The 20,699-nt window shown below is 49.7% G+C and carries 10 protein-coding genes and 1 pseudogene; 10 read left to right on the top strand and 1 reads right to left on the bottom strand.

The features are described from left to right. The 10 genes and pseudogenes from QZV31_RS11990 to QZV31_RS11945 form a co-directional block, all read left to right on the top strand. A pseudogene (locus QZV31_RS11990) lies at positions 1 to 590 on the top strand (hypothetical protein); the annotation flags it as partial. 440 nt (positions 591 to 1,030) lie between these two features. After that, positions 1,031 to 3,655 carry an alanine--tRNA ligase gene (gene alaS, locus QZV31_RS11985; RefSeq protein ID WP_295360962.1) on the top strand — a complete coding sequence of 875 codons (2,625 nt, stop codon included), beginning with the start codon at positions 1,031 to 1,033 and terminating at the stop codon, positions 3,653 to 3,655. A 90-nt stretch (positions 3,656 to 3,745) separates the two neighbouring features. Further along, positions 3,746 to 5,221: a glutamate--tRNA ligase gene (gltX, locus tag QZV31_RS11980; protein WP_295360960.1), complete on the top strand. Its 1,476-nt coding sequence runs from the start codon at positions 3,746 to 3,748 to the stop codon at positions 5,219 to 5,221. A 108-nt stretch (positions 5,222 to 5,329) separates the two neighbouring features. After that, complete coding sequence (locus tag QZV31_RS11975; RefSeq protein WP_295360958.1) at positions 5,330 to 6,193, top strand: protease inhibitor I42 family protein; 864 nt, start codon at positions 5,330 to 5,332, stop codon at positions 6,191 to 6,193. 126 nt (positions 6,194 to 6,319) lie between these two features. Then, on the top strand, positions 6,320 to 8,809 hold the full coding sequence (locus QZV31_RS11970) for a U32 family peptidase (protein ID WP_295360956.1): 2,490 nt from the start codon (positions 6,320 to 6,322) through the stop codon (positions 8,807 to 8,809). A gap of 151 nt (positions 8,810 to 8,960) precedes the next feature. Continuing rightward, positions 8,961 to 11,132 carry a UvrD-helicase domain-containing protein gene (locus QZV31_RS11965; RefSeq protein WP_295360953.1) on the top strand — a complete coding sequence of 724 codons (2,172 nt, stop codon included), beginning with the start codon at positions 8,961 to 8,963 and terminating at the stop codon, positions 11,130 to 11,132. A gap of 4 nt (positions 11,133 to 11,136) precedes the next feature. Next, entirely contained in the window at positions 11,137 to 13,512 is a 2,376-nt protein-coding gene (locus QZV31_RS11960) for an endonuclease MutS2 (protein ID WP_295360951.1), read from the top strand. Positions 13,513 to 13,644: 132 nt separating this feature from the next. Continuing rightward, on the top strand, positions 13,645 to 14,874 hold the full coding sequence (locus tag QZV31_RS11955) for an aspartate kinase (RefSeq protein WP_295360948.1): 1,230 nt from the start codon (positions 13,645 to 13,647) through the stop codon (positions 14,872 to 14,874). Between the two features lie 93 nt (positions 14,875 to 14,967). Beyond that, complete coding sequence (locus QZV31_RS11950; protein ID WP_295360945.1) at positions 14,968 to 16,227, top strand: aminotransferase class I/II-fold pyridoxal phosphate-dependent enzyme; 1,260 nt, start codon at positions 14,968 to 14,970, stop codon at positions 16,225 to 16,227. Between the two features lie 134 nt (positions 16,228 to 16,361). Further along, positions 16,362 to 18,029: a nucleoside kinase gene (locus QZV31_RS11945; protein ID WP_295360943.1), complete on the top strand. Its 1,668-nt coding sequence runs from the start codon at positions 16,362 to 16,364 to the stop codon at positions 18,027 to 18,029. 79 nt (positions 18,030 to 18,108) lie between these two features. Here QZV31_RS11945 and QZV31_RS11940 read toward each other — a convergent pair whose 3' ends face one another. Continuing rightward, entirely contained in the window at positions 18,109 to 20,244 is a 2,136-nt protein-coding gene (locus QZV31_RS11940; RefSeq protein WP_295360940.1) for a PBP1A family penicillin-binding protein, read from the bottom strand. Positions 20,245 to 20,699: the final 455 nt, after the last annotated feature.

The raw sequence follows: 20,699 nt of genomic DNA, 5'->3' as shown, positions 1-20,699 counted from the left end.
ACACTGCAACAAGCGGGTATTATAAGTTCAGCAGAAAGCTGCAGCGTTTGCCGAAACCGCATTGCATCTGTTATTATAACGGAACCGAGGAGCAGCCGGAGCAGCAAGTCCTGAAACTCAGCGACGCGTTCGGCGGGGAAGGCGACATTGAAGTCAAGGTGAAGATGCTCAATGTGAATTACGGAAAGAACCGGGCGTTGTTGGAGACTTGTCAGCCGTTGCGTGAGTACGCGTGGCTGGTGGATAGGGTTCGGGAGCACCAGCGTGTGCTGCAGAACCTGGAAGCGGCGGTAGACGCTTCGATTGATGAAATGCCGGACAGTTTTGTAATCAGAACGCTGATAGAGGCGCACAGGGCGGGGGTGAAGAAGATGTTCCTTACCGAGTACGATGAAGAGAAAATGAAAGAGCAGGAACGGAAGGAAGCGTTCGCGGATGGCGTAGATGCCGGTGTAGCTGAAGCGAATGAACGCGTTGCTGCAGATATGCTGAAAAAGAAATATCCATTGGATGCAATTAAGGACATCAGCAGATTATCCGAAGCTCATATCCGCAAACTTGCCAAGTCCCTCGGTGTGGTGGTATTGTAAAATTGATAAGCGCCCATGGTTACTGCGGCAAGCAACGGGGCTTTGGCGGTAGCGTGAACGTAGCGTATATGTTCTGATAAAGGAAGAAACAATTAAAAAGGAACAGGCATAAGCAAAACATAGGAAACGATTGCGTGATTCTATGAGACGACATGAGACGCCCGTGGCTTCGACTGTTTGAGGTGCGAAGCACCGAGTTTCGAAGCCACAGGCGAATGAGTCCATAGAATAGCAAACGTTGACCTTTTTGCGTTGCCTGTTCCTTTTGGTTTGTTAGTTTTTATTTTCAGATTTAAAAGCAATCCAAATCTTCATTTTTGCATTGCCATTTTCTGCGCAGTTCAATTGACATTATCTGTGTTTTTGCGTATAATTTTATAGTTAGTATAATTTGTTTATAATAGTAAGATGTTTTATAAACGCAAAAGGAGAGAGAACCTATGAAGTACATGAGCGGTAATGAACTCCGCGAACGGTTTTTGAAATTTTTTGAAGAACGGGGACATATGCGCCTGCCCAGTGCATCCCTGATTCCCCAGGATGATCCGACCCTGCTTTTGATCGGCGCCGGCATGGCTCCTTTCAAGCCTTTCTTTACCGGAAAGATGAAGCCGCCGTCCCCCCGTGTGACCACATGCCAGAAGTGTGTGCGCACCGGCGATATTGAAAACGTGGGACGTACGGCACGCCACCATACCTATTTTGAAATGCTGGGAGACTTTTCGTTCGGCGATTACTTCAAGAAAGAGATTATTCCCTGGAGCTGGGAATTCCTGACCAAAGAGCTGGAGCTGCCCGGGGATAAGCTGTATATTACCATTCATACCTCCGATGATGAGGCGTATCAGATCTGGCACGATGTTGTAGGTATTCCTGACGAGCGTATTATCCGTCTGGAAGACAACTTCTGGGAAATCGGCAGCGGCCCCTGCGGTCCCTGCTCTGAAATCCACATTGATTTAGGCCCGGAACGAGGCTGCGGCAAGCCGGATTGCGGACCGGCCTGCGACTGCGGGCGTTTCCTGGAACTGTGGAACCTGGTATTCACCCAGTTCAACCAGAATGAAGACGGCACCTACACGCCGCTGGAACATAAGAACATCGATACAGGCGCCGGGTTGGAACGGATTGCTTCTGTGCTGCAGGGCAAACCTTCCAACTTTGAGACGGACCTGATTTTCCCCATTATCGAATATGCCTGCAAGGAAAGCGGTGTGGCGTACAACGCGTCCCCGAAATCTGACGTATCCCTGAAAGTGATTGCGGACCATGCCCGCAGCCTGACCTTTATGATCGGCGACGGTATTCTGCCGTCCAACCTGGGCCGGGGTTATATTTTGCGTCGCGTCCTGCGCCGGGCTGTCCGTCACGGACGCCTGCTGGGTATCGACCATGAGTTCCTGGGCGGTGCGGTGGATGTGGTGGTTTCCATGTACGGAGACCACTATCCGGAGATTCGTGAGAAACAGGATTATATTAAGAAAGTCATCCACATGGAAGAAAGCAGTTTCCTGAAAACCCTGAAGAGCGGCTGCGACATGCTGGATGTTGAAATTACAAAATTACAGGAAGCGGGCAAAACTGAACTGGACGGGGACGTTGCTTTCAAACTTTCCGACACTTTCGGTTTCCCCAAGGAACTGACGGCGGAAATTCTGGAAGAACACGGCATGACCCTGGATGAAAAAGGTTTTGCGGAAGCCCTGGAAGTGCAGCGCAAGATGGCCCGGGATGCCCGGGACGACAAGACCGGACGTCCGGTTTTGTACAATGACCGGGACCTGAACGTGGCAGGGTTGAAAGTCGATGAAGCCGCCCATGCAGGTAAAGTGATGAAAATCTATCCGGTGGCGGAGGCCCAGCCGGTGGATGCAGTTTCCGACGGACAGGACGCTGCAGTGATCCTGGACGTAACCGGTTTTCACGCGGAAGGCGGCGGACAGTTAGGAGATATCGGCGTGATCAAAGCCCCTGCGGGCGTGATGCGTGTTACCAAGACGAAAAAGCTGCCGGACGGCGTAACGTTTATGGCAGGTACGGTGGAAGAGGGTACTATTGCGGTTGGGGACGCAGTGACCTATGAAGTGGATACTGTCCGGAGATCCGACATTGCCCGTAACCATACAGCTACCCATCTGCTGCAGGCAGCCCTGCGCAGTGTGCTGGGCAGCCATGTCAATCAGGCAGGCAGCTATGTAGGTCCGGACCGTCTGCATTTTGACTTTTCCCATTTCTCCCAGGTTACGCCGGAAGAACTGGCGAAAGTGGAGAAGATGGTTAACGAACAGATCCTGGCGGCCAAGACCGTAACCTTTGAAGAAGTGCCGATTGAAGAAGCAAAGAAACGAGGCGCGATGGCGCTGTTCGGTGAAAAATACGGCGCCGTGGTGCGGGTCGTTACCGTTCCGGATTTCTCTATGGAACTGTGCGGCGGCGTACATGTAAGCAATACGGCCCAGATTGGTCTCTTCAAGATCGTCAGCGAGTCTTCCACCGGTGCGGGCGTGCGCCGTATTGAAGCAGTGACCGGTTTTGGCGCCCTGCAGTATGTGGAAGGCCTGGAAAAGACCATTGGCAATGTGGCAGCCAAACTTCACTGCCGAAATACGGATGTGGAGGAACGTTTGGACGTGCTGCTGTCTGAAACGAAAGATGCCTGCCAGAAAGTGAAAGCACTGGAAAGTAAGATGGCTGCAGCAGCAGCATCCAGCGCAGCGGACCAGATAAAAGAAATCAAAGGCGTGAACACACTGGTACAGAAAGTCAGTGTGTCCGATGTAAACGCCCTGCGTACCATGGGCGACCAGCTCCGGGACAAGACCGGCGGCGTGGTGGTGCTGGCTTCCGTTTTTGAAAACGGAAAGATCGGTATTCTGGCTATGGCCCATAAAGATGCGGTAGCCAAAGGCATCCACTGTGGCAAGATCGTGAAAGAAGTAGCGACCATCTGCGGCGGTGGCGGCGGCGGCCGCCCGGATATGGCGCAGGCCGGCGGCAAGGACGCGGAAAAAGTGGATGAAGCGTTGCAGGCTGCCTGGGGCGTTGTGGAAGGACAGATTAAATAAACTGCGAAAGATGAGATGTTTTTTGTAAATTGTTTGCAGGAGACATTTGATTTAAAACAATTTGCAAGCAAAGGATAGGAGTAAGTTACCATGAGTGAAGTTCGTGTACGTTTTGCCCCCAGCCCTACGGGCAATTTGCATGTGGGCGGCGCCCGCACCTGTCTGTTCAACTGGCTGTTTGCCAGAAGTCAGGGCGGCAAACTGATTTTGCGTATTGAAGATACGGATCCGTCCCGTTTCCAGGAAGGTTCGGTAGGCCAGATCATCCGCAGTATGAAATGGCTGGGACTGGATTGGGACGAAGGTCCGGAAGTGGGCGGTCCCAGTGAACCGTACTATCAGTCCCAGCGTACGGAGATTTATCAGAAATATCTTAAGCAGTTGCTGGATGAGGGTAAGGCATATTACTGTTTCTGCACACCGGAAGAACTGGAAGCCCAGCGGGAAATCCAGCGGCAGCGGAAGCAGCCGTTCCGTTATCCCCGTACCTGCCGCAACCTTTCCAAAGAGGAAGTGGAGCGCAGGATTGCGGCAGGGGAACCGCATTCCATCCGTTTTAAGATTCCCATGAAGGGCAACATGCGGGTGAAAGACATGATTCATGGCCGTATGGATTTTGATTTGACGCAGTTTGATGATTTTGTGATTGCAAAGACCAACGGGACGCCGACTTACAACTTTGCCGTTGTCATCGACGACCATCTGATGGGCATGACGCATGTGCTGCGGGCGGAGGAACATATTCCCAACACGCCGAAGCAGATTTTGCTGTATGAAGCCCTGGGTTTCCCGGTACCGGAATTCGGCCACATGTCCATGATCCTGGCCCCGGATCGCAGCAAGCTGTCCAAACGGCATGGCGCCCAGTCTGTGGAAGAGTTTCAGGCCATGGGCTATCTGCCGGAAGCGCTGTTGAACTATCTGACTTTGTTAGGCTGGTCCCCGGAAGGGAATCAGGAGATTATCACCAAGGAAGAAACGGTCAAGCAGTTTGACATGAACAAGATGTCCCACAAAGGGGCTGTATATGATATCAAAAAACTGTACTGGATCAACGGTCAGTATCTGCAGAGCCTGCCGCTGGAACGTATCGTCAATGATGCGAAGCCTTTCTTTGTAAAAGACGGTCTCATTACGGAAGAGTGGCTGCAGGACGAAGCGAATCAGAAGTACCTGACCCATTTGGTGGAAGTGGTGCGTGTCCGTGTGAAAACCTTGCAGGAGATTGTGGACGCTTCCACATATTTCTTTAAGGATTTTGATACCTTTGATGAAAAGGGCGCCCGCAAGTTCTTTAATGCGGAAGGCGTTTCCCTGTTGAAAAAGTGCCGGGAACGTGTGGCGGCGACAACAGAAGCGGAGTTTAACGAAGCAAATCTGGAAAAACTGTACAATGCCATTGCGGAAGAAGAAGGCGTGGCGTTAGGCAAGGTGATCCAGCCCAGCCGTCTGGCATTGTCCGGACGTACCGTGACTCCGGGCATGTTTGATGTGATGATTCTGCTGGGTAAGGATAAAACGATGGAACGCATGGATCAGGCCATTGCGTTTGCAGAAAAAATGTGAAGGTTTGACACATCTGATCAGAACCGGTTAACAGGTATTTCATGAATCAGAATTGCAACATGACTTGTGTAATTGTGCAGACCTTACAGTGATTTATCAGGAGGCTTCATGAAAAAGATAGCAGGTGTATTGTTGGCAACGTTACTGCTGTTCTGCCAGAGCGTGTTCGCGGATCAGCCTACCACGGTGCTGACGGAATTGAAAAGCGGCAAACAGATTACGCTGGAAATACCGGTGATCGACGGAGCCAATGACGAGGTGTTCCAACGCTCGGCCAACCGGATGTTGCGTAATGCGGCGGAAGACGTAGCGGATAAGGTTGGCAAAAAAGGTAATGTCACGTATGAAGTAACCATGAACCGTCCCAGTCTCATCAGCGTTCTTCTGAAAGGGACCAATGGCGGACGCCTGTATTACCGCGGCGTCAATTTGGATCTGACGACCGGTCGTGAATTTACGCTGGATGATTTCTTTTTCAGTAATGAAGAACGGGAAAAACTGCTGGGCAAACATCAGGAAAACGTATTGTTTACGGATGAGGGGATTGTCCTTGCTGAGAAAAAAGGCGCTGAATTTACGCGGCGGTTATCCTATGAGGAACTGTTGCCCCTGGCTCGAATCGGTGATATCGGTCGGCTGCTGAAAGTCTGGAAGCTGACGGAAAACAGCGATGGAAAGGTGTTGACGGTTCAGCAGGGCGATTTGTTTGCTTTTAAACTGAATGCCAACCCCAGTACCGGTTTCCAGTGGGTAAATACCATTTCCGGAGGTCCGGCAGAGGGAATAGTGAAAACCGGAAGTTCGTTTGTGATTCCCAACTCCCAAAAGGAGCAGGTCGGGACACCGGGTGTAGAATTCCAGTTTTATGCGGCCAAAAAGCCGGGTACCTATCAGTTGAAGCTGAGTTATCAGCGGCCCTGGGAAAAAATCAACGGTATCCGGGAATGTAATGTTACGGTACTTGTTAAATAGTAAAAATGAGTGTTATGAAGCAGCATCGTCCTTGTGCCGGTGCTGCTTTCGTTGGATATGAGGAACAACGCCGGCGGAACGAAACGTTCCTGCTTTCGCTGCCGGCCAGGTGCAAAGGAGATCATTATGCAGAAAGAAATAGAATTACTTGCTCCCGCAGGTACGTGGGAAGCATTGGAAGCTGCGGTAAACGCCGGGGCGGATGCGGTATATCTGGGAGGAAAAGCATTTGGGGCCCGGGCCTATGCCAGTAATTTTGACCGGGAAGAGATGGAAAAGGCGGTTTACTTTTGCCACATGCACCATGTCCGTCTGTATGTGACGGTTAATACGCTGGTGGATGACAAGGAGTTGCCGGAACTGGAGGATTATCTGGTTTTTCTGCATAATGTGGGAGTCGATGGCATCATTGTACAGGATATGGGCGTGATTCGGGCAGCGCAAAAACTGGTCCCGGGACTGCCGCTGCATGCGTCGACTCAGATGACGGTGACCAACTCTGCCGGTGTTCGGTTTGCGGCAGAACATGGTATCGTGAGGGTGGTACCTGCCCGTGAACTGTCTTTGGCGGATTTAAAAAAGGCAAGTGATACCGGTTTGGAAATTGAAGCCTTTATCCACGGCGCATTATGCGTTTGTTATTCCGGGCAGTGCCTGATGAGCAGTCTGATCGGGGGACGGAGCGGAAACCGAGGTCGGTGTGCCCAGCCCTGTCGTCTCCCTTATACGCTGGTGGATAACAACGGAAAGGACCTTCTGGCAGGAAAAGATGCGGGACAGTATCTGTTAAGCCCGAAAGATTTGAACACGCTGCGTGTTTTGCCTCAGATGATTGACGCAGGCGTTGTCTCCTATAAAATCGAAGGCCGTATGAAGCGGCCAGAGTATGTAGCAGTGGTAGTTGACGCGTACCGCCGTGCTATGGACAGTTACAAACGTGGAGCATATGAAGTGCCGGAAAAGGACCTGGCTAATATTGAGCAGATTTTCAACCGGGATTTTACGACTGCTTATTTGGAAAAACACCAGGGCCGCCTGATGATGAGTGACCGCCGTCCCAACAACCGGGGCGTGCTGATAGGCCGTGTGCAGAAATTGAATAAAGATCATACCAAAGCTGTGGTAAAGCTGGATAAAACGATTCATGCGGGAGACGGTCTTGAATTCTGGGTTAAAGTTGGCGGAAGGGTTGGCACTGTGGTTAATGGCCTGCGGGTCAACGGGGCTGTTGTGGAAACAGCGGCAGCGGGAACCATGGTGGAAATCGATGTGCCCAAAGGAGTGCGCCTGAATGACCGTGTGTTCCGGACGCTTGACAGTGAACTGATGGCGTATGCCGGACAGTTTTACGGTGAAAAAAACAAAAAACGGATTCCTGTTACGGCAACGGTGATTGCACATGAAGGCAGTCCGCTTAACGTTGTGCTTACGGATGCTGACGGCAACACCGGTTCCGGCCTCACAGATTTTATTGCGGAACCTGCCCGGAAACATGCGTTGGACGAAGCGGCTGTGCGAAAGCAGGTGGACCGCTTGGGAACGACAGAATATATGCTGGAAAAACTGGAAACAGATATGGATGCAGGTATTATGGTTCCCATGAGCGAAATCAACGAGGCACGGCGGAAAGCCTGTGAAGCGTTGGATTTTGCCCGATTGGAAGCCTTTGCTCCCTCGCGTCCTGTTGTGAAGAACGAAAACCGGCTGATCCAATGGTTGAGTGGGTTGGATTATCATGACGGAGGCGTTGACAGAGAAAAACAGGCCACACAACTAACCGTCTGGGTCGATACGGTCGACAAAGTGAAAGCGGCGTTGGAGGGCGGTGCGGACTGGATCATCTTCGGCGGAGACCGCTATTCTTCGAAAGATGTGAGCTTTACTGATTATGAGACGGCGGTGAAGCTGGTACGTCAAGCCGGGCGGAGCATCGCGTTTTCCACGCCCCGTATCGTAAAAGAAGGACAGTTGAGATATTTTTCGAAGTTTTTACAACAGGCTGAAGCGTGCAGTGTTGATTTGCTGTACATACATAATCTGGGTGTTTGGCAGCTGGCAAAGGAACAGAATAGTACGGTACCGTTGTGGGCGGATATGAGTCTGAATATTTACAACACCCAGAACCTGCAATTTTGGAAAGAGGCGGACGCGGCCGGGGCGACTGTTTCTGTAGAGCTGAACATGGGCCAGTTGGCCCATCTGGCCAAAGTCAGCCCGCTGCCGTTGGAATGTTTGGTACAGGGATCCATTGAGATGATGGTATCTGAGTACTGTGCGGGTGGCAGCTTTTTGGGCAATCTGGATAAAGGCGCCTGCACATTCCAATGTAAGGAGGATATCTATCTGCAGGACCGGAAGGACGCAAAGTTCCGCCTGGCCGGCGACCAGTTCTGCCGTATGCACGTATTAAATTCGCAGGATTTGTCTGTACTGGGCGGTTTACAGGAGTTGCGTGCCATGGGGATCGCCCGGGTACGTATCGACGGACGGACCTATGAACCGAATCAGCTGCGGGATTTGGTACAAAGATTTAAAGAGACCCTGGCCTTACAGGGAACGGCGGTGGAAAATCTGCCGGGAACCACGCGGGGTCATTATTACCGGGGCGTCTTGTGAGAGTAAGAACAGATTAATCAGCGTTTCCTTAACAGACAGGCCTTGCGGCAGAAAATGTTGCAGGGCTTTTTCTTTCTCTGCTTTTCTTTTAGCGGCGTATGTGTTACAATAACTACGAACGTTTGTTTTCAAAGCTTTGGAGGCCTGGCACATGACACCGGATATTGAATATGGGAATTTAATGCAGAAACTGAATACGGCCCAGCGGGAAGCTGTGAGTACCACGGAAGGTTTTGTCCGCGTCATCGCCGGAGCCGGTTCCGGCAAAACACGGGCTCTGTCCTGCCGTTTTGCTTTTCTGGTAAACGAGCTGGGCATCCTGCCGGGCAATATTTTGTGTGTAACCTTTACCAATAAAGCGGCCAACGAGATGCGCCAGCGTATTCATAACCTGACGGGGGACAACGATACCGGATATGTCAATACGTTCCACGGCTTTTGTGTTTCCGTACTGCAGGAGGACAGTTTTGCTGTCCAGTATCCAAAAAGTTTTCTGGTGCTGGATAATGCTGATGTGGATGCTATGCTGCAGATTATCTATGAGGAGCGGGGCCTGACTTTGCGGAACATGACCTTTTCCATGGCCAGGGACCGGATTGAAATTCTTAAACTGTTCAAGCGGCCGGAATATTACCGGGATATGATTGCCCTGCCGCTGGAAGCGCTGAAGGAAAAATATGATAACGCTGTCACGGTGGAAGATATCATCTTTTACGGATACCTGTATCAGGAAAAGAAATGTTTCGGGCTGGACTATAACGATCTGATCAAATTCACGCTGTACATCTTTAACGAGAGGGAAGAGATACGGCTGAAATGGCAGCAGCGGCTGGAATACATTATGATTGATGAATTCCAGGATATTGATTATCTGCAGTATGAACTGATGGAAGTTCTCTGCGCCTGGCATAAGAACCTGTTTGTGGTAGGAGACCCGGACCAGACCATTTATACATGGCGGGGCGCCGACGGGAGTTATCTTTTGGATTTTGATAAAAAGTTCCCGGGAACAAAGACCATTATGATGATGGAAAATTACCGTTCTACTCCTCAGATTTTGGCGGCAGCTAATTCCCTTATTGCAAAAAACACAAAACGTATTCCCAAGGAACTGCTTCCGATGTTGCCAGATGGCGGGCCGGTGGTCTGTCACTTTGCGGACATGCAGGATGCAGAAGCGAATTGGATCAGCGAAGAAATAAAACGATTGCATGAGGCGGGAATGCCTTATTCTGAAATCACGCTGCTGTACCGGGCCCATTATGTGACAAGGGCAATCGAGCAGGTGTTCCTGCAGGAAAAGATTCCATATACCATTTACAGCGGCGTACAGTTTTATGACAGGATGGAGATTAAGGATGCGCTCTGTTATCTGCGGATGATTGTCTACCGGGATGACCTGTCTTTCCGTCGTATCGTCAATGCGCCTAAACGCAATATGGGGAAACGACGCATGGAATTTTTACAGGATTATGCCGAACAGCACAGCTGTACGCTGTATCAGGCACTGCAGGCAACATGGGAGGATCCTGTATTTAAAGGTACGAAGGCCGGGCAGTTTGTAGCGCTGATGGAACGGTTTGCCGGCGGGCAGGCGGGACGTCCGGTTTCGGAGGTGCTGGCGGATATCCTGAACGAAAGCGGATATGAGAAAATGCTTCGCACCGAAGGGAGCCAGGAAAGACTGGACAATCTGGCGGAACTGAAGCAGTCCGTTTACGAATACGAGACCACCTGCGGTGAGGAATGCACGCTGGAGCATTACCTGAGCCACGTGGCTCTCTTTACCAACACAGACAGTCTGGACAGCAAAGGAAAGGTGAAGCTGATGACGGTCCACGCAGCTAAGGGTCTGGAGTTCCCATGTGTCTTTCTGTGCGGTATGAATGAGGGAATCTTCCCCTCCCGGAAAGTTCGAACGCTGGAAGCCATGGAGGAGGAACGACGGCTGGCTTTTGTGGCCGCTACACGCGCGGAAAATCGGTTGTATCTAACCCGGGCAGAGAGCCGGAACTTTGACGGTTCGCCTCAGTATCCGTCCCGTTTCATTCTGGATATCGATCGGCAGCTGATTCAGTTTACGAAAGAACCGCGGGAAGGATTGATTAAAGAAGCGAGGGACTATATCGAACTCAGCCGAAAATATATGCCTGCCAGCGAAAGAGACGTTGTATTTCCTGTGGGACAGCGGGTCCGTCATGCTGTGTTCGGGACTGGTACCGTCACAGATGTGGATAGAGACAGAGGCGCCCATGTGATTCAGTTTGACAGTATGGATACGCCGCGAAAGATATCGTTCCGGGTGAAGATGGAGAGAATATAAAATTATGAATACTCGTATTTCAGGGCGTTTTGCCGTCAAAACGCTGGAATTTGACAAAGTAAAGCAGAATGTTGCGGAAAAGGCAGCTACGGAGCAGGGAAAAGAACGACTGCTGAGCCTTCCTGTTTCTTCTGATTTTGAAACGGTAAAACGGATGCATATGGAAACAGCGGAAGCGTTGCGGTTTTTAAACGAAGGAAAGCGGTTTCCGTTCGGAGGTCTGTACAATATTGCTGAAGCTGTAAAGCGGGCCCGTATCGGCAGTATACTGGATGTGGAAGAACTGATGCAGATCAAATCCAGTATGCAGGCGTTCGGTGCGTTGAAAGTGTTCCTGCTGACACAAAGTGATGAGCACCCGAACCTAGCAGAGTATGGCCGGAATCTTGTGGAGTTTCCCAAACTGGTACGCCAGTTGGAAAAAACAGTTTCGGAAAAGGGGGAGATTCTGGATACAGCTTCTGTAAAACTGGCGGGACTACGTACCGGGATTGCGACTGCAAAAAGCAAAGTTCGCTCACAGCTGGAGAAGATACTGCATGATCCGAATAACCAGAAATACTTTCAGGATGCACTGGTAACCATGCGGGGAGACCGGTATGTGATTCCGATTAAACAGGAGTACCGGGCGAATTTTCCCGGTATTGTTCACGACCAGAGCGGAACCGGAGCCACGCTGTTCATCGAGCCTATGGCTGTGGTGAACCTGAATAACAATATAAAACGCTATCTGGCCGAAGAAAAGGAAGAAATCGAACGGATACTGCGGCAACTTTCCGGCGCCATCGGCGGGGAAGGCGACGTGCTGTTGCGTTGCCTTGCCGTGGCAGCGGATGTCGATGCGGTGTATGCGAAAGCACTGTACGCAGTGGAAACGAAAGCCTGTCAGCCTCAACTGGTATCCAACGGCGGATTGCGTATTGAAAAAGGACGGCATCCGTTGCTGCCTGTGGAAACGGCAGTACCGTTGGACGTGAATTTAGGCGAAACGTTTAACACACTGCTGATTACCGGCCCCAATACCGGCGGTAAGACGGTGGCGTTAAAGGCGTTAGGCCTGTTTGCCCTGATGAGCCAGACGGGCATGTTCATTCCGGCATTAAATGTTAAGCTTCCCGTGTTCCGGGCGGTATATGCGGATATCGGGGACGAGCAGAGTATAGAGCAAAGTCTTTCCACATTCTCCGGCCATATGATGAACCTGGTAAGCATTCTTCAGGAGGTACGGGAACGGGATCTGGTGCTGGTGGATGAGATCTGTGCCGGTACGGATCCTAATGAAGGCGCTGCACTGGCAATGTCTATTCTGGATCACCTGACGAAACAGGGCGTATTTACTATGATGACAACCCATTACAGTGAGCTGAAGACCTTTGCGTTTGGCCGCGAAGGCATGGAAAACGCCAGCGTGGAGTTCAATCCGGATACGCTGCTTCCCACATACCGTCTGCTGATGGGCGTGCCGGGCAGCAGCAACGCGTTTAATATCAGCCGCAGACTGGGATTGTCTGAGGAGATCGTTCACAATGCCGGCGATCTGCTGAACGAAGAGCATGTGCATATGGAAGATGTGCTGCAGGGACTGGAAGGAGAGCGGCGTCGTTTTGAAAGCCGTAGCCGGGAAGTAGAAGAATTGCGGTATGAAAGTGAAAAACTGCGAAACCAGCTGGCCTGGCAGAAAAAAGATTTTGAAAAGCAGAAGAATGAATTACTTCGTAAAGCACGGTATCAGGCAGATGAAATTTACCGTACCAGCCGCCGTGAAGCAGAAGCTGTACTGAAGGAACTGCGTTCCCTGAAAGCCGATTTAGCTGTGAAGGCCTTGCAGGCAAAAGCAGAAGAGGCGAGGAAACGGCTTGACAAACATTTAAGCCTTGACGAACCGTTACCGGAGGGGACGCCCCTTACGCCGGCTAATGCCCGCTCCGGCATGACAGTGCTGGTCAAGTCTTTACGTAAGAACGGGACCCTTCTGGAAGTAAAAGGAAAAGACGGGCTGGTTTCTGTGGGTGTGCTGAAAATGACAGTACCATTGTCACAGTGTCTTCTTGTAAAGGATACACCAAAGGAAAAACCGAAACCTTCGCAATATAAGCACAATGCATCCCACGCCATGTTTGTTGCGAAAACAGAAAGCACGGGGCAGGAGGTGGATGTACGGGGCATGACGACAGATGAAGCCATTCCGTATGTGGACCGGGCGATTGATGATGCGTTGCTGGCGGGGATTTCCCAGGTACGTATCATTCACGGAAAGGGAACCGGCGCATTGCGGGCCGGGCTGCATGCCTATTTGAAAGGGCACCGCAGTGTGGCGGCAGTGGCGCTGGCGGATCTGTCCATGGGAGGAGCCGGGGTGACTGTGGTAACCGTACGATAGAGGGAACGAACGATAATCATACTAATTATTGCGTCATAACTGTAAAAAAATCACAATATATTGCAATTTCGGGTTGTGAATCGGTATCAATTGGTGATATAATAACCATATATGTTCTAGGAGGGGCGATGTATGGCATTTGTTGTTAAAAAGTTCGGCGGAAGCAGCGTGGCTACGCCGGAGAAGATCTATCATCTTGTGGACCGTGTCCTGGCTGAAAAAAAGCCGGACGACAAAATTGTAATCGTTGTTTCCGCCATGGGCGATACAACGGATGATCTGCTGACATTGGCAGGTCGTATTACGGATCATATGCCCAAACGGGAAATGGACATGCTGCTGGCCACGGGCGAGCAGGTTTCTATTGCTCTGCTGGCTACTGCATTTATGGAACGGGGGCAGAAAGCGATTTCCTTTACCGGATTTCAGGCGGGCATCCGTACGAATGCAAGCTTTACAAAAGCAAGCATTTTGGAAGTAAATGCGGACCGTGTCAAAAAAGCATTGGATGAAGGAAATATTGTAATTGTTGCCGGATTCCAGGGCATTACCGACGAAGGCGATATCACCACATTAGGGCGCGGTGGCAGTGATACAACGGCAGTAGCAGTGGCCGCGGGTCTGAAAGCGGATATCTGCGAAATTTATACCGATGTGGACGGCGTTTATACTGCCGATCCCCGTGTGGTGCCCAATGCAATCAAGTTAAAAGAGATAACGTTCGGGGAAATGCTGGAACTGGCCCGTCTGGGTGCAGGTGTAATGCAGCCCCGCGCTGTGGAATACGGCGAACTGACCGGTACGGATATTCATGTCCGGTCCACATTTAACAGGGTAGAAGGAACGATTATCAGAGGGGAGTATACGATGATGGAAGAGAAAAAGTTTATTATCCGCGGCGTGGCTAGCGATTCTAATGTGGCAAAGATTGCTGTGCGGGGCGTGCCCGACGTTCCCGGTGTCGCTTATCAGATTTTTGATGCGCTGGCAAAGGAAAACATTGCGGTGGATATGATCGTGCAGAGCGCTTCCAATGTGAAAGAGAAAAATGATATCGTCTTTACCGTGACCAAGACGGATATGGCGGATACGGTAGGCGTGCTGGAACAGCTCAAAGGAAAGATCGGCTTTGTCCGGGTTGATGTGGAAGCCAATGTTGCCAAGGTTTCTATTGTTGGTGCAGGTATGCTGGGGAATCCCGGAGTGGCGGCCCGTATGTTTGGCGCCCTGGCCAGCGAAAAGATTAATTTAGATGTTATCAGTACCTCTGAAATTACAATTTCCTGTCTCATCGCCAAAGAAGATGAGAAGAAAGCCGTGAACGTGGTGCACCGATTTTTCTTCCCTACTGAAGAAAAATAAGGGGTGCACAGAAGTTGCGGCGTTGTGGGAACAGATTAGAGGCTGAATTGCAGCCTGTTATCGGTCTGAAGGATTGACAAGGAGACAATATAAATGTATACAAGCTTTGCGGCGCCCCAGTCTAAGGGGAAAGCTGCCAATGACATTATTTTTGCGGCCAATGCACTGGCGGTGGCTGATGCGGCGGCTAACGGCGCAGAAAATGTAACGAATGGCACCATCGGTGCAATTATGGATGACGATTCAAAACTGGTATGTCTTCCGACAGTAGAAGCGGTATTCCGTAATCTTCCGATTAATGAGGTGATTGCCTATGCACCGATTGCCGGTACGCCTGATTATCTGGAAAAGGTACAGGTGGCGACATTTGGCAAATCCCGTCCCAACGGATTTACGAGTGCAGTAGCAACTACCGGCGGAACCGGCGGTATCCATCATGCAATCTGGAACTATACGGAAGCCGGCGATACGGTGATTACGGCAGACTGGTACTGGGGAGCTTATAAGGTATTGTGCCTGGATATGGGGCGCAAGCTGGATACCTATAAGATGTTGACGGATGAAGGTACTTTTAATCTGCCGGCGTTGGAAGCGAAAGTTAACGCATTGCTGGACAGGCAGAACAGCGTTATGGTCATCATTAACACACCGGCCCATAATCCGACCGGTTACAGCCTGACCAAAGAAGATATGGATCAGGTAGTAGCTATGCTGAAGAACGCAACGGAAAAGACAGGGAAACAGGCAATCCTGTTCCTGGATGCGGCCTATATTGATTACGCCGGGGAAAAGAATGCGGTACGCAAGGTGTTTGAAGCATTGAATGATCTTCCGGAAAGAATACTGGCTATCGTGCAGTACAGCATGTCAAAAGGATTTACCATGTATGGGCAGCGCCTGGGCGCAATGATTTGTGTATCGTCCAGTGAAGAAGCGGCCAGGGAGTTTTTTGAGATCAACCAGTATACCAGCCGTGCTACCTGGTCCAATACAAACCGTGCAGCCATGCGTACGCTGGTTCAGATTTACAGCGATGAAGCATTGCTGACTGCGGTGGAGGCGGAACGGGATCACTATTACAAGATGATTAAGGCTCGCGCAGACGTTTTTGTGGAAGAAGCAAAAGCCTGCGGACTTCCCATGATTCCGTATATAGCCGGTTTCTTCCTGTCAGTTCCCTGTGATAATTCTCAGGCAGTGTGTGATATTCTGCACAAGGATCATATTTATCTGGTTCCGTTGGCGGCCGGTGTGCGTGTTGCGCTGTGTTCCATCCCGTTGCAGAAAATCTCAGGTATTGCTACGAAGCTGAATGAGGCGCTGAAGGCTGTAGAAGCTGCAAAATGTAAATAATGTTTTTTGTTAATTATGGAAACGAACCTGCTATGGTTTCTTTTTAACAGATTTGGATTACTCCGGCTGAAGGTAAAACTTCAGCCTTTTTTCTAATAGCATTTGAACGGATAGCACTTGAATGGAGGAACAGTATGCTGCATATTACATTGCCGGGTGGCGTAAAAAGGGAATTTGCAGTAGGAACAACTTTGGCAGAGATGGGAAAGGATTTTTCGGATAACTACGATTCTCCTCTTGCCGTAGGAGTGTTTGACGGACTGGAGTACAGCTTATCGTATCAGGTTACGGAAGATGGGGAAGTGTCATTTATTCCCATGAATTCCGTCGAAGGGATGCGTGCCTTTGTCCGCAGCATCGTATTTGTCTGTGATGTGGCTATGAAAGAACTGTTCCCTGATACGGAGCTGGAAGTCTGTAATTCGCTGGGCAGTGCCCTGTACTGTATTATGCCGAAAAATCCGCTGACCCCGGTTCAGTTAAAGCAACTGGAAGACAAAATGCACACCATTGTTGCAGCAAAATATCCCATTGTGACGTTTCCGGTAGATCGCCGGGAAGCAATTGAGAGGGCAAAGCAGGATCCTTATCTGGGACAGGACGTGCTGGCTATGATCAATATGGCCCCGGAATCTGAGACGTTGTTTGCCTACGAACTGTGCGGGGTACGGGAGCCGTTTTTTGAACCGCTCTTGCCTAGTACGGAACATTTGGCAGCCTTTGAACTGATTCCCTTTGATAAGGGATTTGTAATTAATTATCCAGAAATTGAGGATTATCGGAATCTGCCGCCCTGGGATACAGTGCGGCGCATCAATCATGCGTATCAGGAAGCGGAAGAGTGGTCCGCTATGATCGGCTGTAATACGCTGGCGAAATTGAATCGCATTATCCGGGAAGGCCGGGCCGATAAAATTATCCGTGTGGCGGAAGGGCTGCAGGAAAAGAAGTTTGTAGCCATTGCGGACTACATCACGCAGCACCGTGATAAACTAAAATTTGTCCTGATAGCAGGTCCGTCTTCTTCCGGGAAGACTTCATCCAATCAGAGACTTTGTGTGCAGATGGAGGTGAACGGGCTTCATCCGATTCCGATTTCCATGGATAATTATTATGTGAATCGGGAAGATACACCGAAAAATCCGGACGGAACGTATGATTTTGAACGGGTGGATGTGATAGATATCCCTTTGTTCAATGAGCATCTGACACAACTTCTTCGGGGCGAAACCGTGATGTTGCCGTACTATAATTTTATGACCGGACACAGGGAATACCGCGGTCAGAAGATACGCATGCAGGAGAACAGCATTTTTGTAATTGAAGGAATCCATGCACTGAATCGCAAGGTTACAGAATCCGTGCCGGATGAGAACAAGCTGAAGATTTTTGTCAGTGCCCTGACACCCATGTCACTGGATGCGTTTAACCGTATTCATACGACAGATTTACGTCTGTTGCGGCGTATGGTCCGCGACTCGCGGTTCCGTTCCCATGATGCGCTGGATACGATCAAAATGTGGCCTTCGGTACGGTATGGGGAAGAAAAATACATTTTCCCCTGTCAGGAAGAGGCGGACATCTTCTTTAACACGTCATTAATCTATGAGCCTGCTATTTTACGCAAGTTTGCAGTGCCTTTGTTAGAGACTGTTCCGAAAGAAGAGAAAAAAGCGTTTTTTACCGCCTCCAGGCTGCTTCGCCTGTTACGGTTGGTCGAACCGCTGGATGAGGACATGATTCCAAACAATTCCATCTTAAAGGAGTTCATTGGCGGTTCAGCTTTTGCAAAAGAGTTATAACAGGTGATAAAAAAAACTCCCGCTGGCCTCAGACCAGCGGGAGTTATGTTTTGTTAGGGCAGGGATTGCTCAATCCGTGTTATTTTTTAGTATCTTTCTGTGGTTTGGTCGGTACGGGTTTCGCCGGCGCCGGTTTTGCCGGAGTCGGTTTGGTAGAAGCAGGTTTGTTTACGGAAGGACTATTCCTCTTTTCCGGCTTATTGCTTACTACCGGTTTGTTGCTGACCGCCGGTTTATCCGGCTTATTCGTGCTCGATTTAGGCTTTACGACTTTAGGCGGTTTTGCAAGGGGATCGTTTTGCAGTTTGGTTTCTTCTTCTTTGTTCTTGTCTTTATCTTCTTCTTCTTTGTTTCCAATGTCCGCGCCAACAGGTGTTACGGCTCCGGAAGGACGGACAAAGTCTGCATACGGAACTTCCTGTACAGCATTGATCATGAAATCGTGCCAGATGCTTAACGGAGCGCCGGAACCGTACATAGCTCCCATACTGCGGTTTCGGTCGTCGCCAACCCAGACTGCACAGGAAAGGTTTGGAGTGTAACCGCAGAACCAGGCATCTTTGGAATCATCGGTGGTACCGGTTTTTCCGGCTGCCGGGCGTCCCAGACCGGAACCTCCGGCTGTACCGCTGATCAGTACATCTTTCAGCATATCAGTGGTCTGATAGGCTGCTTTGGCGCTGACAACCTGTTTCGGCGCGTGTTTATGTTCGAAGATAATCTTACCATTGCGGTCTACAATTTTCGTAATGGCAACCGGCTGGTTCAATACCCCGTTATTAGCAATGGTACCATATGCAACAGCCATTTCTAACGGGCTGACGCCTTTGGTAAGCCCGCCTAAGGCCATGGCCGGATTATTATCGGTATACGGACCGTCTTCCACTAACGATGTGATACCACATGCTTTTGCCATCCGCATGACTTTATCTGTGCCGACCCGTAATGCGACCCGAATCGCAGGGATGTTATAGGACCGGGACAGAGCGGTACGCAGGGTAACTGTTCCATGGAAACCGCCGCCTGCATTCTGGGGAGCCCATCCTCCAATTTTCAGCGGTTTGTCGTCAACCATAGTGGCTGCATTCAAACCGTTGTCCATGGCAGTCAGATAAACGAAAGCTTTAAAAGAGGAACCGGGCTGCCGTTGGGCGAGTACAGCACGGTTGAATTTATCCTGGCCGCGCCCGCCGATCATGGCTTTAATATAGCCGTTAGTAGGATCGAGTGCAACGAGCCCGACCTGAGGCTGCGTGAGTTTATCGGGATCTTCTGTCCACAGATCAGGCAGATATCGGATCGCGTGTTCCGCCTTGGCCTGCATGCTGCTGTCCAGCGTAGTGTAAATTTTCAGGCCGCCTTTAAACAAAGCGTCTGCGCCGAATTTATCCATAACCAGCTGGGAAACGTAATCGAAGAAATAAGAACGAAGGTCTTTTTGTTTTCCTTTACTTTCGTCTTTGCGTATTTTTACTTCTTCTGCTTTAGCTTTCTGTGCCTCGGCCTGGGTGATGTGCCCATATTTTACCATCTGGTCAAGGACGATCTCCCGGCGTTCTTTATTTGCCTTTGGATTATCCATGGGGTCGTAGTAGTTCGGACTTTTTGGGATTGCGGCTAACGTAGCAGCTTCTGCAAGGGAAACATCCTGGATATGTTTTCCGAAATATGTCAGTGCGGCAGATTCTACACCATATGCGCCCTCCCCAAAATAAATCTGGTTAAGGTACATATTCAGGATTTCGTCTTTCGTATATTTGTTTTCCATCTGCCTGGCAAGAAATGCTTCCTTGATTTTACGGGAAATCGTACGTTCCTGTGTCAGGAATGCGTTTTTGGCAAGCTGCTGCGTTATCGTACTGCCACCCTGTACTTCCTGTCCCATAATGTTGCTGACCAAAGCGCGGAATGTGCCGCGGTAGTCAATGCCGCTGTGATCATAGAAACGGTTATCTTCAATTGAAATAAAAGCGGCCCGGACGTGCTTTGGAATCTTGTCCATCTTTACAGGCAGTCGGTGTTCAGCGGAAGCTGTAGTAAAAATAATTTTATTTTCATTATCGTAAAACTGGGAAACTGCATCAGGAACCAGGCCTTCTTCCATAGCGGAATCGGAAATGGAATACCCGCAGGAAGTTGTCAGCAGGGCTGCTGTAAATAAAGCCGTGAGAGTTATCAGAAGCTTTCCCCGAAATAATGAAGAATTGCTGTTCATGTCTACCTCATCTTTCTTAATCGTGATAATTGAATTATGCCAAAGCATATTACACTACATTATAGCATTATAACTCCGATTTGTCATTAAAGTGTGTTAAAAGTATGTTATTTGTTTCAAATTTATTTGATATCCATTTTTCCAAAAATATGATTTATCGGTCAGTGCACAACGTATAGTATAGGCGAGTAGACTATAGCACAAAAATAAAAATTTTTATTGAAATTGCCGGGAAAACCTATTGCTTTTTTGGAGGAAAAAAGATAAAATACACTTACCCGCCATAAGACGATTAACGATTTATAAAAAAATCAAAAAAACAGTTGACAACATCATTGGGATGTAGTAAACTATGAAAGTCGTCAGTTGACGGCAAGGAACCTTGAGAACTGAATAACGAACCAAATGAATGTGCGGGTCAGTCCCTTTTGGGACAGACCTAACGAAGTCAAAAA

It is taken from the genome of uncultured Succiniclasticum sp., from assembly GCF_902793885.1.
GTDB lineage: Bacteria > Bacillota > Negativicutes > Acidaminococcales > Acidaminococcaceae > Succiniclasticum.
The sequence above is the reverse complement of the archived record's forward strand: the minus strand, read 5'-3'. Positions and strand labels throughout refer to the sequence as shown.

Coding starts and splice junctions, on each gene's coding strand:
- alaS (WP_295360962.1), top strand. CDS start 1,031: ATGAAGTACATGAGCGGTAATGAACTCCGCGAACGGTTTTTGAAATTT.
- gltX (WP_295360960.1), top strand. CDS start 3,746: ATGAGTGAAGTTCGTGTACGTTTTGCCCCCAGCCCTACGGGCAATTTG.
- QZV31_RS11975 (WP_295360958.1), top strand. CDS start 5,330: ATGAAAAAGATAGCAGGTGTATTGTTGGCAACGTTACTGCTGTTCTGC.
- QZV31_RS11970 (WP_295360956.1), top strand. CDS start 6,320: ATGCAGAAAGAAATAGAATTACTTGCTCCCGCAGGTACGTGGGAAGCA.
- QZV31_RS11965 (WP_295360953.1), top strand. CDS start 8,961: ATGACACCGGATATTGAATATGGGAATTTAATGCAGAAACTGAATACG.
- QZV31_RS11960 (WP_295360951.1), top strand. CDS start 11,137: ATGAATACTCGTATTTCAGGGCGTTTTGCCGTCAAAACGCTGGAATTT.
- QZV31_RS11955 (WP_295360948.1), top strand. CDS start 13,645: ATGGCATTTGTTGTTAAAAAGTTCGGCGGAAGCAGCGTGGCTACGCCG.
- QZV31_RS11950 (WP_295360945.1), top strand. CDS start 14,968: ATGTATACAAGCTTTGCGGCGCCCCAGTCTAAGGGGAAAGCTGCCAAT.
- QZV31_RS11945 (WP_295360943.1), top strand. CDS start 16,362: ATGCTGCATATTACATTGCCGGGTGGCGTAAAAAGGGAATTTGCAGTA.
- QZV31_RS11940 (WP_295360940.1), bottom strand. CDS start 20,244: ATGAACAGCAATTCTTCATTATTTCGGGGAAAGCTTCTGATAACTCTC.